Source organism: Leisingera thetidis (assembly GCF_025857195.1).
GTDB lineage: Bacteria > Pseudomonadota > Alphaproteobacteria > Rhodobacterales > Rhodobacteraceae > Leisingera > Leisingera thetidis.
Window position 1 is genome coordinate 1 of record NZ_CP109787.1, and the last position, 13577, is coordinate 13577.

Genomic DNA, 13577 nt, shown 5'->3' on the forward strand with positions numbered 1-13577 from the left:
ATGACAGAAGAAAAATGGGGACAGCTTCGAAACCGGCTGTTGAAGACGGTCGGCCAGAACAATTTCACAACCTGGATCGAGCCCCTGGAATTTGACGCTGTGGACGGCGGGGTCGCCGTCTTCAAGGTGCCGACAAATTTCATGGGAAACTATGTCAGCCAGAACTTTTCAGATCTGATTCTGCATGAGCTGACCATGTCCGGCGAGCCGGTTCAGCGCCTGGCCTTCCGGGTCGCAGTCAACAGCCCGGCACGGCCGGCAAATCCCGCCGGTGCGGCTGAGGCCTACGGCGGTGCGCAGGAGGATCTGGCTGTCATGACCGCACCGGCAGCAGCCTCGGCATCTGCAGCAGGCAAGGACACGCTGGAAGCGCTGCAGGCAGCACCGCTGGACCCTCGTTTCACCTTTGACAGCTTTGTCGTGGGCAAGCCGAACGAGCTGGCCCACGCCGCCGCGCGCCGCGTTGGCGAAGGCGGCCCGGTTACTTTCAACCCTCTGGTGCTCTACGGCGGCGTCGGCCTGGGTAAGACCCACCTGATGCATGCTATCGCTTGGGAACTGAAGGAAAAGAACCCGCAACTGAACGTGCTGTACCTGTCGGCAGAGCAGTTCATGTACCGTTTTGTGCAGGCCCTGCGCGAGCGCAAGATGATGGACTTCAAGCACCTGTTCCGCTCGGTCGACGTGCTGATGGTGGATGACGTGCAATTCATCGCAGGCAAGGATTCCACCCAGGAGGAGTTTTTCCACACCTTCAACGCGCTGGTGGACCAGAACAAACAGATCATCATCTCCGCCGACCGCGCCCCGGGGGAGATCAAGGATCTGGAGGACCGAGTGAAATCCCGTTTGCAGTGCGGTCTGGTGGTGGACCTGCACCCGACCGATTACGAACTGCGTTTGGGCATCCTGCAGACCAAGGTGCAGCTGCAGCGCGAGACCTATCCGGACCTGCGGATCGCCGATGGAGTTCTGGAATTCCTGGCGCACCGGATCTCGACCAACGTTCGCGTGCTTGAGGGCGCGTTGACCCGTCTGTTTGCCTTTGCATCGCTGGTGGGCCGCGAGATCGATATGGACCTGACCCAGGACTGCCTGGCCGACGTGCTGCGCGCCTCGGAACGCAAGATCACCGTCGAGGAGATCCAGCGCAAGGTGTCCGAGTACTACAATATCCGCATGTCCGACATCATCGGCCCGAAGCGCCTGCGCTCCTATGCGCGCCCGCGCCAAGTGGCGATGTATCTGTGCAAGCAGCTGACCAGCCGCAGCCTGCCGGAAATCGGCCGCCGCTTCGGGGGGCGCGACCACACCACTGTGATGCATGGTGTGAAGCGCATCGAGGAACTGAAGACCACCGACGGGCAGATCGCCGAAGATGTGGAAATGCTGCGCCGGTCGCTGGAAGCCTGACGCGCAGCCGCACCCCGGATTGATTGACTTGCGGCTCCGGTTTCCGGGGCCGTTTTTTCTGTGCAGGTCCGGCCGGGATTGCGGCGTGCGGCCCATAATGCAGCTGAATACCCGGCATTACGGAAAATTAAGTTTCCCCGGCCTCGAAATCAGCCATAACGCGGCCTGTACAGGAGCGCCGCATGACACCGCACATCACTGAAAACATGGATACGCCCCGCGGTCTGGCCTTTGCCGTCACCGCCTATCTGCTGTGGGGGGTTCTGCCGCTCTACATGAAGGCGCTGTCCCATATCCCCGCGGCTGAGGTTGTCACCCACCGGGTGATCTGGTCGGTGCCGGTCGCCGGAGCGCTGCTGATCGTCCTGCGCCGGACCAGGGACCTGCGGGCAGCGTTGAAGACCCCCCGGATGCTGGGCATGGCCTGCATCACTGCGGCGCTGATCTCGGTCAACTGGGGGATCTACGTCTGGTCGATTGCTGCGGGGCGGGCGCTGGATGCGGCGCTTGGATATTACATCAACCCGCTGTTCAGCATCGCGCTGGGTGCCTTGCTGCTGCGCGAACCGCTCAGCAAGGCGCAACTGGCGGCCGTTGCCCTGGCCGCAGCCGCAGTGGTGGTGCTGACGCTGGAAGCGGGCCGGGTGCCCTGGGTGGCGGTTGGCCTCACCCTGTCCTGGGGGTTCTATGCCTTCTTCAAAAAGTCCCTGCCGATCGGCCCCAACCAAGGGTTCCTGCTGGAGGTCCTGATTCTTCTGCCGCCGGCCTTGGGGTACTTCGGTTATCTCATGGCTACCGGCAACAGCAGTTTTGGCGCGTCACTTAGCGACACTTCGCTGCTGTTGGGCTGCGGCGTGGTCACCGCGGTGCCGCTCATTGTCTATGCAAACGGCGCCAAACTGGTGCGGCTCTCGACCATGGGAATCTTGCAATATATCGCACCGACGATGATCATGCTGGCGGCGGTGCTGCTGTTCGGCGAAGAATTCGGCCGCGCCCGCATGATTGCCTTTCCGATGATTTGGGCGGCCTTGGTGATCTACACGCTGCCGATGGTGCGGAAGATGCGCAAATGTCCCGGCTGAGGGCGCTTATTCGCCTGTCGGTGCCTGCTCGACCACGCCGACAACCGGCCCCATCATGAAGCCCGCATCGCTGCGCCCCAGCTGCGGCGCGTGCAGGCGCGAGATATTGCCGTCGAAGTACAGCGCATTGGGCAGTTCCAGGTAATCGCGGAACAGGCTGCCGAACTGGTGGAAGGTCACCGCATTGCGCGAGATGGCAAAAACCACCCTTGTGCCATCGGCTGAGGTGCCTGCCCCGTTGCGCACATAATAGCTGTCCGAATCGGCCAGAAAGCGCGGGTGCAGTTCTCCATCGATCACCAGCATCGGCCCCGACTGAGTGGCGTGCGAGCAGGCAGGAGCTGCCTTTTCAAAGGCCAGTGTTTCGAACACATCGGCGCGGCCTTTGCGGATGCACAGGACGCCGTTGGGCAACAGGCCGAAATTGCCGGGCCCGGCACTGGTCACCAGCCGCATCTCCTGCGCACCGTCCTCGACATAGAGACCCACAGGAGAGCGGTCGGTGTGGTACATCCCGGCATTGGTGGCAAAGGCCAGCACCTTGCCGTCCTTTGCCAGCGCTGCATCCAGGGTCGAGAAATGCCCGTAGACCCGGCCGTCGCCATCCTTCAGAAACAGCCGCAGCTGTTCCCGGGCCGCATCCACCTCGCAGACTGAATAGCGGTTGCCCTCATAGGCCACATCACGGCATTCGACCGCGCTTGCAGCCGGGGCAGCCCAGAGCGCGGCCAGCAGCAAGGCGGCCTTGCGGATCACTCTTCGGTGTCGCGGCGCACCGCGTCCTGGCTCAGCATCCGGCGGGTTTCATCCATCTGGTCGAAGGTTTCGTCCAGCCGGAAGCGCAGATCGGGGGTGAATTTCAGCCCCAGCTTCTTGCCCACCATACGGCGCAGCTCGCTCTTGTTGCGGGCCAGAAGCTTCAGCACATCCTCTTGCCCCTTGCCGCCCAGAGGCAGCACAAAGGCGGTGGCGATTTTCAGATCAGGCGAGGTGCGGACCTCGCCCACGGTGATCGACATGCGGTTCAGCTCCGGGTCATGCACATCGCCGCGCGCCAGCACCTCGGAGAGGGAGCGGCGGATCAGCTCGCCGACGCGGAGCTGGCGCTGGGATGGACCAGGGCCATCGTGGAATTTGTTCTTTGCCATATTCCCGATCTAAGCCGGATCGCAGGCTTTGCCAAGCGCTGCCCGGCGATGTAGGAGAATTCCAGCTTGAACAAGGGAATGGGCCAATGACTCACAAACCAGGGATCGTGATTACCGGTGCATCGGGCCGTATGGGGCGGATGCTGATCAAGACCGTGCTGGAGAGCGATAAGGCCACTTTGGTTGGCGCGGTCGAGCGCGAGGGCCACGACTGGGTTGGCCGCGACGTGGGCGAAGCGATGGGTGGGGCGGCGGTTGGCGTTACTGTCACCGCGGATGCATTGGAGGCGTTTTCCAAGGCGCAAGCCGTGATTGACTTCACCGCGCCAGAGGCGACGCTGGCGTTTTCAAAGCTGGCAGCCCAGGCCCGCGCCGTGCACGTGATCGGCACCACCGGCATGACGGATGCGCAGATCGCCCAGCTGGAACCGGCCTCCCGCCACGCTGTGATCGTGCGCGCGGGCAATATGAGCCTTGGCGTGAACCTCCTGGTGCAGCTGACCAAGAAGGTCGCTGCCGCGCTGGACGAGGATTTCGATATCGAAGTCATCGAGGCACATCACCACCACAAGGTGGACGCGCCCTCCGGCACTGCGCTGATGCTGGGCGAGGCAGCGGCCGAGGGCCGCGGGGTCAAGCTGGCGGATGTGCGTGATTCCGGCCGTGACGGCATCACCGGCGCCCGCAAGCGCGGCGACATCGGCTTCACCGCAATCCGCGGTGGCGACATTGTGGGGGAACATGACGTGCTGTTTGCCGCTGCTGGCGAGCGCATTGTGCTGCGCCATCTGGCCACCGACCGCGCCATCTTTGCCCGCGGTGCGCTGAAAGCTGCGCTCTGGGGGCAGGACAAGGCGCCCGGCCAGTATGACATGGTGGACGTGCTGGGGCTGTAAGGCTTTGAGAGCGGCTCTTCAGCGCCGCTGCCTCCGGCGGGAGTACTTAGGAAAAGATGAAAGCCGTTTCACCTTTGAAAAGTACTCTGGGGGTGAGCAGGCTGTGCCTGCGAGGGGGTAAAACCCCCTGACCGCCGCTCAAAAATCTACGGCGATGCCTTTTTTCTCCCAATCGCCATAGCGGGCGGGGTCAGGACCGTCGCGGCCGCCCAGCTCCTTTGGGCACGGTTCTTGCGTCCCGGCGTCCCGGCGGCGTTCTTCGGCTTCGGCCAGCGCACGCAGGGCGGCGGGCGGCAGGTCTGTCTTTTCGGGCGCAATCTCTTTGTTCATCGCGGGTTCCTTTATGCTCGCACCATGATATACGCCCCTGTCCGGCGCAAACAACCCGCGACCTAGGAGATGCCAGATGTCCGATGCCAATCACGCCCGCCGCACCGCTGTCTACCTGCTGGACCAGGTCATGGGAGAAGGGCGGCTTCTGGCGGAATGTTATGCTGCGGGGGCGCTGGAGAAGCTGGCTCCGGAAGACCGCGCGCGGGCGCAGCGGCTGGCAGTAGAAACCCTGCGCGGGCTTGAGCGCGCCGACCGGATCCTGAAGAAGCACTTGAAGAAAACGCCGCCGCTCATGGTGATGAATGTGCTGCGGCTGGGCACAGTCGAGCTGTGTTCTGGCGGCGCGGCGCATGGGGTGGTGAATGCGATGGTGGCCATTGTCTCCAAGCACCGCCGCCATGGCCAGCTCAAAGGCCTTGTCAATGCGGTTTTGCGCAAAGTGGCCGAGGACGGCCCGGCGGAGTGGGCCAAGCTGCGCACGCCGCGCCTGCCGAACTGGCTGCGCAAGCCGCTGGTGCAGGCGTGGGGCGCCGAGGTGATGCTGAGTATGGAAGCTGCGCACTTCGCAGGCGCACCGCTGGATATCACCGGCAAGCCCGGCGTAGGCTTGCAGGCGTTAACCGGGGAACAGTTGCCGACAGGAACGCTGCGGATCACCGGTGCTGGGCAGGTGTCGGCGCTGCCGGGGTACCAGGCTGGCGATTGGTGGATTCAGGACGCCGCTGCCGCAATGCCTGCCCGTATTCTGGACGTCCAGCCCGGCGAACGAGTTCTCGAACTGTGCGCGGCGCCGGGCGGCAAGACCATGCAGATGGCTGCTGCGGGTGCCAAGGTGACGGCGGTGGACGCTTCTGAGCCGCGAATGGAGCGGCTCAGGGAAAACCTCGCGCGTACAGGGCTGGCAGCTGAGCTGATTGTGGGTGATGCGCTGGAGCAATCCGGCTTGTTCGACGCGGTGCTGCTGGACGCGCCCTGTTCCGCCACCGGCACCATCCGCCGCCATCCGGATCTGCCGCAGGCCAAGGATGGCAGCGACTTCGGGGAGCTCATTGAGTTGCAGGCGCGGATGCTGGCCCATGCCTGGTCGCTGGTGAAACCCGGCGGACGGCTGATGTATTGCACCTGCTCCTTGCTGCCGGATGAGGGCGAATGCCAGGTCGAGGACGCGCTGGAGATGTTCCCGGAGATGGCGGCTGACCGCGAGGCACTGGCGCTGCCCGGCGTGGAGCCGGAATGGATCACCGAAGAAGGCGGGTTGCGTCTGCGCCCTGATTACTGGCCGGAGCGAGGCGGCATGGACGGTTTCTATCTGGCCCTGCTGCGCAAATCCGCATGACCCCGGGGCGTCACCGGCATTCGCCGGTGACTTGATCCAAACCCCGCGTTATGCTCGCGCCAAAACGCCCCGGAAATATCCACTGGCGTGAGGCAAAAGAGCATGTCCACTTATGACAGAATGGCAGGCCGCGGCACTCGCCTGCTGAACCGGTATTACGCCTGGCGGGCGCGCAGCCAGCCTGCTGCCACCGGCTTTGTCTCGCAGCCGGAACCGCGCACAATCGGCAGCTTCGCCCGTGGCCGCCAGCTGGTGGCGGGCAATTTGCTGTTTGCCGGCTACCTGATCGAATCGCCCGACACCGGGCTGTGGGAAGTTGCCGCCCCGGATGCCGCCTTTGATGCCGAACGGCACGGTTTTGCCTGGCTTGATGATCTGGCCGCGGTGGGCGATTTCAAGGCCCGCGCCAAGGCGCAGAAATGGGTCTGGGGCTGGATCGAACAGCATGGCCGCGGCGGCGGGCTGGCCTGGCTGCCGGATCTGACCGGCCGGCGGGTGATCCGCTGGATCAACCACGCGCTGTTCCTGCTGAGCGGCAAGCACAAGGACGAGACGGAAGCTTTCTACGGCTCACTGGCACGGCAGACCTGGTATCTGTCCCAACGCTGGCAGGGGGCCGCGCCCGGGCTGCCGCGGTTTGAGGCTCTGTGCGGCCTGATCTACGCGGGTCTTGCTCTGCAGGGGCGCGAAGAACTGGCCGATCCGGCGGTCAGGGCGCTGGCAGCGGAGTGCGGGTCCCAGATCGACGATCAGGGCGGGTTGCCGACCCGCAACCCGGAAGAGCTGCTGGAAGTCTTCACTCTGCTGTCTTGGGCCGCTGCCGCCCTGCACGAAGCCGGGCGCATGGTGCCGCCCGCGCAGTCCGCTGCCATTGAGCGCATTGCGCCGACTTTGCGCACCCTTCGCCACAGCGATGGCGGGCTGGCGCGGTTCCATGGCGGCGGCCGCGGGCTGGAGGGGCGGCTGGACCACGCGCTTGCCGCCAGCCATGTGGCAGAACGCCATGCGGACGGGCTGGCGATGGGCTTTGCCCGGCTGTCGGCGCGGCGTACCTCGGTGATCGTGGACGCTTCCGCTCCGCCCAAGGGCAAGGCGTCTTACAACGGTCACGCGTCGACCTTGGCGTTTGAGCTGACATCGGGCCGGCGGCCCCTGATCGTGAACTGCGGCTCGGGCGAATCGTTTGGCGTTGAATGGCGCCGGGCCGGGCGGGCCACGCCCTCGCACACCACGCTGTGCATCGAGGGGCACTCCAGCGCCCGGCTGGCGCCGCCGCACAGGACCACTGGTCATGAGGAGCTGATCGAAGCCCCGGACGAGGTGCCTCTGGAAGTCGCCGACCTAGCCGGCGGCAGCCGCTTTCAGGGAGGGCACAACGGCTATGCCGCCCATTTCGGCCTGACTCATGCCCGTACCCTGGACCTGTCGTTTGACGGGCGCGGCCTCAGCGGCGAGGACATGCTGGTGGCACTGGATGAGACCGCCAAGCGCCAGTTTTCAAAGGTGCGGGATGCCAGCCAGAACGGCGGCATCGGCTTTGACATCCGTCTGCACCTGCACCCGGAGGTGGACGCAGCCCTTGACTTGGGCGGCGCGGCGGTATCCATGGCGCTCAAGAGCGGGGAGATCTGGGTGTTCCGCCATGACGGCAGCTGCCAGCTGCGGCTGGAGCCGAGCGTTTTCCTGGAAAAGACCCGCTTGAAGCCGCGTGCGGCAAAGCAGATCGTTTTATCCGGGCGAGCGATGGGATATGCCACCCGCGTCCGGTGGACGCTCAGCAAGGCGCAGGAGACTGCCATTGCCGTGCGAGACCTGAACCGGGACGAACCCGATACGTTTGACTGAGCCTTTGCAAAGGACCGCCCTGCCATGACCGACCTTCACCCCGTACGCCGTGCGCTGCTTTCCGTATCCGACAAGACCGGCCTGATTGAGCTGGGCAAGGCGCTGGATGCGCGCGGTGTTGAACTGCTGTCCACCGGCGGTTCCGCCAAGGCGCTGCGCGGCGCCGGTCTGACGGTCAGGGATGTCTCCGAAGTGACCGGCTTTCCGGAAATGATGGACGGCCGGGTGAAGACCCTGCACCCGATGGTGCATGGCGGCTTGCTGGCGCTGCGCGACAACGAAACCCATGTCGCCGCGATGAACGAGCACGGGATCGGCGCCATCGACCTGCTGGTCGTGAACCTCTACCCGTTCGAAGCCGCCCTGGCGCGCGGTGCGGGCTACGATGAGATGATCGAGAACATCGACATCGGCGGCCCGGCGATGATCCGGGCGGCCTCCAAAAATCACCTGTTTGTGAACGTGGTGACCGACGTTCAGGACTATGAGGCACTGCTGGCAGAGCTCGACAAGAACGACGGCCAGACCTCTTACGCGTTCCGCCAACGGCTGGCCCAGACCGCCTATGCCCGCACTGCGGCTTATGATGCGGCGGTCTCAAACTGGATGGCCTCGGCGCTGGAAGAGAAAACTCCGCGCCGCCGTGCCTTTGCCGGCGAGCTGAAACAGACTCTGCGCTATGGCGAGAACAGCCACCAGGAAGCGGCCTTCTACACTGATGGCTCGAACCGTCCCGGCGTGGCCACGGCGGTGCAGCTGCAGGGCAAGGAACTGTCCTACAACAACATCAACGATACCGACGCGGCTTATGAGCTGGTGGCGGAGTTTGACCCGGCCGAAAGCGCCGCCGTCGCGATCATCAAGCACGCCAACCCCTGCGGTGTGGCCAAGGGCGCGACCCTGGCCGAGGCCTATCAGAAGGCCTTCGACTGCGATCGCACCTCGGCCTTTGGCGGCATCGTGGCGCTGAATCAGCCGCTGGACGCAGACACCGCGAAGAAGATCGTGGAGATTTTTACCGAGGTGGTGATCGCGCCCGGCGCGTCGGAAGAGGCGAAGGCGATCTTTGCTGCCAAGAAGAACCTGCGCCTGCTGCTGACCGACGGCCTGCCCGATCCGCGTCAGCCCATCACCGCTTACAAGCAGGTGGCCGGCGGGATGCTGGTTCAGGACAAGGACGTGGGTTACGTCGGCATGGATGACCTGAAGGTGGTGACAGAGAAGGCACCCTCTGATGCTCAGATGCAGGATCTGCTGTTTGCCTGGAAGGTCGCCAAGCATGTGAAGTCCAACGCCATCGTCTACGTCAAGGACAAGGCAACCGTTGGCGTTGGCGCCGGCCAGATGAGCCGCCTGGACAGCGCCAATGTTGCCGCCGCCAAGGCCGGCCGCATGGCAGTCGAGCTGGACTTGGCAGAAAGCCTCGCCAAAGGCTGCGCGGTGGCGTCCGATGCCTTCTTCCCCTTCGCCGACGGGCTGCTGGAAGCTGCGGCTGCGGGCGGTGCCTGTGTGATCCAGCCGGGCGGCTCGATGCGCGATGATGAGGTGATCAAGGCGGCCAACGACAAGGGGCTGGCGATGGTCTTTACCGGCATGCGCCACTTCCGCCACTAAGCAGGGCACGACAAGACATGGCAGCACGTTGGATGATCTGGGGGGCAGCCCTCTCTTTCCTGGCGGATCAGGCCAGCAAATACCTGGTGATCCACTCGATGGGGCTGGACCAGCGCCACCGGATTGACGTGCTGCCGCCGTTTCTGAACTTCCGCTACGGTGAGAACACCGGCATCAACTTTGGACTGTTCGGCGGCGGCGACGAGGCCGCGCGCTGGATTCTGATCGGCTTGTCGGTGGTAATCTGCGCGGCGCTGATGGTGTGGATCGGCCGCGCGCAGAAAGGGTCGCGCGGCATGCAGCTGTCCGCCGGACTGGTGATCGGCGGCGCACTAGGCAATGTCGCGGACCGGCTGCTTTACGGGTACGTGCTGGATTTCCTCAATACTTCCTGCTGCGGAATCCAGAATCCGTTTGTGTTCAATGTTGCAGATATCTTCATCTTTGGCGGCGCAGCCGGGCTGATCTTCTTTGACGGGCGGCGCAAAAAGCCTGCGTAGACCTCGCTGGGCAATTGCGTTAAAAGCGCTGAGAAACAGGCAGGAGTTTGGGCTGATGCGGATCCCGTTCGGAGTGATTGTTCTGGCAGGCGCGCTGGCGGCAACCGGCTGCGGGCAAAAGGGGTTGCGCCTCATCCAGAAGCCCGGCACTGGTCCGGATGAATTTCTGGTGCTTCCGACCAAACCGCTGGCCGCACCGGAAAACTACGGCAGCCTGCCGACGCCCACTCCCGGAGGCGGCAATCTGACCGATCCTAATCCGCAGGCTGAAGCCGTAGCCGCTCTTGGCGGCAAGCCCGGCGCGTTGGTGCCCTCTGGTGGTGTACCCGCCGGCGATGCAGCCCTGGTCACGGCATCCAGCCGCTACGGCGTTGAGCCGGGCGTGCGCGAAACCGTTGCGCAAGAAGACGCAAATTTCCGCCACCGAAACCGCCGGGTTGGCCGGATCAAGCTGTTCCCGGTCGACCGCTACGAGCAGCTTTACAGGAAGCAGACACTGGATCCGCACGCCGCCAACGAGCAGTTCCGCCGGACGGGGGTTGCCACCCCCTCTGCACCGCCAGCGGAAAGTTTCTGATCCTCACTTTTCTGCCAGCCAGTCTTGCAAGACGCCAGCAGCAGCGTAGGTTGACAGCAGTCTTTCCGCAGGCCACGGGCGGCGACTTGTGGATGCTATAGGCAAAAGAGCAGTAAACGCACCGTCCTGGGCAAGGGCATTGGTGCAGAAATTGGAGGATGCCAGATGGTCCTGAGGATCACATTGGCCGCCGCAGCGCTGAGTGCTGCCCTGACCGCGCCTGTACGGGCCGAAAATGAGGCAGTGACCGCGTACACCTTGGACAATGGCATGGATGTAGTGGTGATCGAGGATCATCGCGCACCCGTCGTGCAGCAGATGGTCTGGTACCGGGCCGGCTCTGCCGATGAACCGCCGGGCCAGTCCGGGGTGGCGCATTTCCTGGAGCATCTTCTGTTCAAGGGCACGGACAAGCTTGCCCCGGGCGAGTTGTCCGCGACAGTGCGCGCCAATGGCGGCCAGGACAACGCCTTCACCAGCTATGACTACACGGCTTATTTCCAGCGGGTTGCCGCCGACCGTCTGGAGCTGATGATGCAGATGGAAAGCGACCGGATGACCAATCTCCGCCTTAGCGAGGAGGATATCGTCACCGAGCGTGAGGTGATCCTGGAAGAGCGCAACCAGCGCACTGACAACGATCCGGTCTCGCTGTTCCGCGAGCAGTTGCAGGCGGTGCAATATCTCAATCACCGCTACGGCCAGCCGGTGATCGGCTGGCGGCATGAGATGGAAAGCCTCGATATGGAGGACGCGCTGTCCTTCTACCAAACCTATTACGCGCCCAATAACGCGATTCTGGTCGTGTCCGGCGATGTGCAGCCGCAGGAGGTGAAGGCGCTGGCGGATGAATACTATGGCGTGATCCCGGCCAACCCGGAGCTGCCGGAACGCTTCCGAAGCCAGGAGCCGCCGCAGACCGCCGAGCGGCGCCTGACCTTCAAGGACCCGCGTGTTGCGCAGCCTTACGTGCAGCGCTCCTACCTGGCGCCCGAGCGCGACAGCGGCGCCCAGCAGAAAGCTGCAGCCTTGTACCTGCTGGCGGAGCTTCTGGGCGGCGGCAATACCTCGTACCTGGCCAATGCGCTGCAATTCGACCAGCAGGTGGCGGTTTATACCGGCGCCTTCTATTCGGGCAGCACGCTGGACGACACTTCCTTTACCTTCCTGATTGTCCCGGCTGAGGGCATCGGCATGGAACAGGCCGAAGCGGCATTGGACGCCACCATCGCCCGTTTCCTGGAGGAGGGCGTGGACGAGGCCCAGCTGGAGCGGATCAAACTGCAGCTGCGCGCGGCGGAGATCTATGACCGCGACAACGTGAACGGCACCGCCAACCGCTATGGCCAGGCGCTCAGTATCGGACTGACGGTCAAGGACGTTCAGGACTGGCCCAAGATCCTGCAATCGGTCACGGCCGATGAGATCATTGCCGCTGCCAATGAGGTTCTGCGCCCGGAAACCTCGGTCACCGGCTGGATGGTGCGCGACCAGGAGGTAACACAATGACCCTGCTGAAATACTTCGCTGCGGCACTGGCGGCCTGTTTCCTGGCGCTGCCTGCCTGGGCCGGGATCAAGATTGAGGAGGTCACTTCTCCCGGCGGCATCACCGCCTGGCTGGTGGAAGACCACGCGATTCCCTTCTCTGCGCTGGAACTGCGCTTTCGCGGCGGCACTTCACTGGATGCACCGGGCAAGCGCGGCGGGGTCTACATGATGACCGGCCTGCTGGAGGAAGGATCCGGCGATTTGCGGGCCCAGGACTATGCCAGGGCGCTGGAGTCGCTGGCGGCGGAATTCACCTATGATGCAGACAAGGATTCGGTTTCGATATCCGCCCGCTTTCTGACCGAGAACCGCGAGGAGGCCGTGGCGCTGCTGCGCCAGACCCTGTTTGAGCCGCGCTTTGACCAGGATGCACTGGACCGGGTGCGGGCGCAGGTGCTTGCGGGCTTGCGCTCCGATGCCAAGAACCCGAACAAGATCGCAGGCGAAGCCTTTTCCAGAATGGCCTTTGGCAGCCACCCCTATGGCAGCGATGGCAAGGGCACAATTGAGACTGTCTCCGCGCTCAGCCGCCAGGATATCTTCGATGCCTATGAGGCGCTTTTTGCCCGTGACAGGCTGTATGTCAGTGCCGTTGGCGACATCACCGCCGAAGAGCTTGGCATGCTGGTGGACGACCTGCTGGGGGCACTGCCCGCTGAGGGCACGCCGATTCCCGGCCCGGCCGAGGTGGCCATCGAGGGCGGCATCACCGTTGTGGATTTCGACACGCCTCAGTCGGTGGCTCTGTTCGGCCAGAAAGGCATCAAGCGCGAGGATCCGGATTTCTTCACGGCCTATGTCATGAACCAGATCCTGGGCGGCGGCTCCTTTGAGACCCGGCTGATGACAGAGGTGCGGGAAAAGCGCGGCCTGACCTACGGGGTCTATTCCTATCTGGTGCCGCGCGATCTGGCGGCGGTCTACATGGGGTCGGTGGCCTCTGCCAATGGCAAGATGGCCGAGGCGGTGCAGGTGATCCGCAATGAATGGCGCCGCATGGCGGAGGAGGGCGTGACGGAACAGGAACTGCGCGACGCCCAGACCTATCTGACCGGTGCCTATCCGCTGCGCTTTGACGGCAACAGCCGCATTGCCTCGATCCTGGCGGGGATGCAGATGGACAACCTTCCGGTCAGCTATGTGGAAACCCGCAACGACCGCATCAACGCCGTCACTTTGGAAGACGTGAAGCGGTTTGCGGCAGAGTTCCTGGATCCCGATGGCCTGCATTTCACCATTGCCGGCCGCCCCGAAGGGCTGGAAACCACCAATTGAATCAG

13 protein-coding genes are annotated in these 13577 nt (G+C 63.9%); 10 read left to right on the plus strand and 3 right to left on the minus strand.

Translation table 11 applies throughout. The features are described 5' to 3' along the window. Together dnaA and rarD are read left to right on the plus strand one after the other, a co-directional pair. Positions 1 to 1413 (plus strand): chromosomal replication initiator protein DnaA, encoded by a 1413-nt coding sequence (gene dnaA / locus OKQ63_RS00005; protein ID WP_264211960.1) that lies wholly within the window; start codon positions 1 to 3, stop codon positions 1411 to 1413. Between the two features lie 182 nt (positions 1414 to 1595). Then, positions 1596 to 2498 carry an EamA family transporter RarD gene (gene rarD / locus OKQ63_RS00010; protein ID WP_264211961.1) on the plus strand — a complete coding sequence of 301 codons (903 nt, stop codon included), beginning with the start codon at positions 1596 to 1598 and terminating at the stop codon, positions 2496 to 2498. A 6-nt stretch (positions 2499 to 2504) separates the two neighbouring features. Here the strand turns inward: rarD and OKQ63_RS00015 are convergent, their stop codons facing one another. Next, the gene (locus OKQ63_RS00015) at positions 2505 to 3254 is read right to left on the minus strand and encodes a phosphodiester glycosidase family protein (protein WP_264211962.1); all 750 of its coding nucleotides are present in this window, start codon (positions 3252 to 3254) and stop codon (positions 2505 to 2507) included. After that, entirely contained in the window at positions 3251 to 3646 is a 396-nt protein-coding gene (gene rbfA, locus OKQ63_RS00020; RefSeq protein WP_264211963.1) for a 30S ribosome-binding factor RbfA, read from the minus strand. The genes OKQ63_RS00015 and rbfA overlap by 4 nt, the downstream gene beginning before the upstream one ends. Before the next feature lie 86 nt (positions 3647 to 3732). Between rbfA and dapB the strand changes: the two genes are divergently transcribed. After that, positions 3733 to 4542, plus strand: a complete 810-nt coding sequence (gene dapB / locus OKQ63_RS00025; protein ID WP_264211964.1) for a 4-hydroxy-tetrahydrodipicolinate reductase — start codon at positions 3733 to 3735, stop codon at positions 4540 to 4542. 138 nt (positions 4543 to 4680) lie between these two features. On the opposite strand, the gene OKQ63_RS00030 is transcribed toward dapB, so the two are convergent. Then, positions 4681 to 4872: a DUF1674 domain-containing protein gene (locus OKQ63_RS00030; protein ID WP_264211965.1), complete on the minus strand. Its 192-nt coding sequence runs from the start codon at positions 4870 to 4872 to the stop codon at positions 4681 to 4683. Positions 4873 to 4948: 76 nt separating this feature from the next. On the opposite strand from OKQ63_RS00030, the gene OKQ63_RS00035 reads away from it, so the two are divergent. The 7 genes from OKQ63_RS00035 (at position 4949) to OKQ63_RS00065 (ending at position 13572) form a co-directional block, all read left to right on the plus strand. After that, positions 4949 to 6211 carry an RsmB/NOP family class I SAM-dependent RNA methyltransferase gene (locus tag OKQ63_RS00035; protein WP_264211966.1) on the plus strand — a complete coding sequence of 421 codons (1263 nt, stop codon included), beginning with the start codon at positions 4949 to 4951 and terminating at the stop codon, positions 6209 to 6211. Between the two features lie 102 nt (positions 6212 to 6313). Continuing rightward, complete coding sequence (locus tag OKQ63_RS00040; RefSeq protein ID WP_264211967.1) at positions 6314 to 8056, plus strand: heparinase II/III family protein; 1743 nt, start codon at positions 6314 to 6316, stop codon at positions 8054 to 8056. Positions 8057 to 8080: 24 nt separating this feature from the next. Further along, entirely contained in the window at positions 8081 to 9670 is a 1590-nt protein-coding gene (gene purH, locus OKQ63_RS00045) for a bifunctional phosphoribosylaminoimidazolecarboxamide formyltransferase/IMP cyclohydrolase (RefSeq protein ID WP_264211968.1), read from the plus strand. Positions 9671 to 9687: 17 nt separating this feature from the next. Continuing rightward, complete coding sequence (gene lspA / locus OKQ63_RS00050; protein WP_264211969.1) at positions 9688 to 10170, plus strand: signal peptidase II; 483 nt, start codon at positions 9688 to 9690, stop codon at positions 10168 to 10170. Positions 10171 to 10225: 55 nt separating this feature from the next. Continuing rightward, positions 10226 to 10747, plus strand: coding sequence for a DUF3035 domain-containing protein (locus OKQ63_RS00055; protein WP_264211970.1), 522 nt, complete (start codon positions 10226 to 10228; stop codon positions 10745 to 10747). 165 nt (positions 10748 to 10912) lie between these two features. Further along, positions 10913 to 12256, plus strand: a complete 1344-nt coding sequence (locus OKQ63_RS00060) for a M16 family metallopeptidase (RefSeq protein ID WP_264211971.1) — start codon at positions 10913 to 10915, stop codon at positions 12254 to 12256. After that, on the plus strand, positions 12253 to 13572 hold the full coding sequence (locus tag OKQ63_RS00065) for a M16 family metallopeptidase (protein ID WP_264211972.1): 1320 nt from the start codon (positions 12253 to 12255) through the stop codon (positions 13570 to 13572). The genes OKQ63_RS00060 and OKQ63_RS00065 overlap by 4 nt, the downstream gene beginning before the upstream one ends. Positions 13573 to 13577: the final 5 nt, after the last annotated feature.

What these genes read in the sequence shown, in the direction of transcription:
- dapB (WP_264211964.1), top strand. Translation starts at nt 3,733, where the DNA reads ATGACTCACAAACCAGGGATCGTGATTACCGGTGCATCGGGCCGTATG.
- OKQ63_RS00035 (WP_264211966.1), top strand. Translation starts at nt 4,949, where the DNA reads ATGTCCGATGCCAATCACGCCCGCCGCACCGCTGTCTACCTGCTGGAC.
- OKQ63_RS00055 (WP_264211970.1), top strand. Translation starts at nt 10,226, where the DNA reads ATGCGGATCCCGTTCGGAGTGATTGTTCTGGCAGGCGCGCTGGCGGCA.
- rbfA (WP_264211963.1), bottom strand. Translation starts at nt 3,646, where the DNA reads ATGGCAAAGAACAAATTCCACGATGGCCCTGGTCCATCCCAGCGCCAG.
- dnaA (WP_264211960.1), top strand. Translation starts at nt 1, where the DNA reads ATGACAGAAGAAAAATGGGGACAGCTTCGAAACCGGCTGTTGAAGACG.
- lspA (WP_264211969.1), top strand. Translation starts at nt 9,688, where the DNA reads ATGGCAGCACGTTGGATGATCTGGGGGGCAGCCCTCTCTTTCCTGGCG.
- purH (WP_264211968.1), top strand. Translation starts at nt 8,081, where the DNA reads ATGACCGACCTTCACCCCGTACGCCGTGCGCTGCTTTCCGTATCCGAC.
- OKQ63_RS00065 (WP_264211972.1), top strand. Translation starts at nt 12,253, where the DNA reads ATGACCCTGCTGAAATACTTCGCTGCGGCACTGGCGGCCTGTTTCCTG.
- OKQ63_RS00030 (WP_264211965.1), bottom strand. Translation starts at nt 4,872, where the DNA reads ATGAACAAAGAGATTGCGCCCGAAAAGACAGACCTGCCGCCCGCCGCC.
- OKQ63_RS00060 (WP_264211971.1), top strand. Translation starts at nt 10,913, where the DNA reads ATGGTCCTGAGGATCACATTGGCCGCCGCAGCGCTGAGTGCTGCCCTG.
- OKQ63_RS00040 (WP_264211967.1), top strand. Translation starts at nt 6,314, where the DNA reads ATGTCCACTTATGACAGAATGGCAGGCCGCGGCACTCGCCTGCTGAAC.
- rarD (WP_264211961.1), top strand. Translation starts at nt 1,596, where the DNA reads ATGACACCGCACATCACTGAAAACATGGATACGCCCCGCGGTCTGGCC.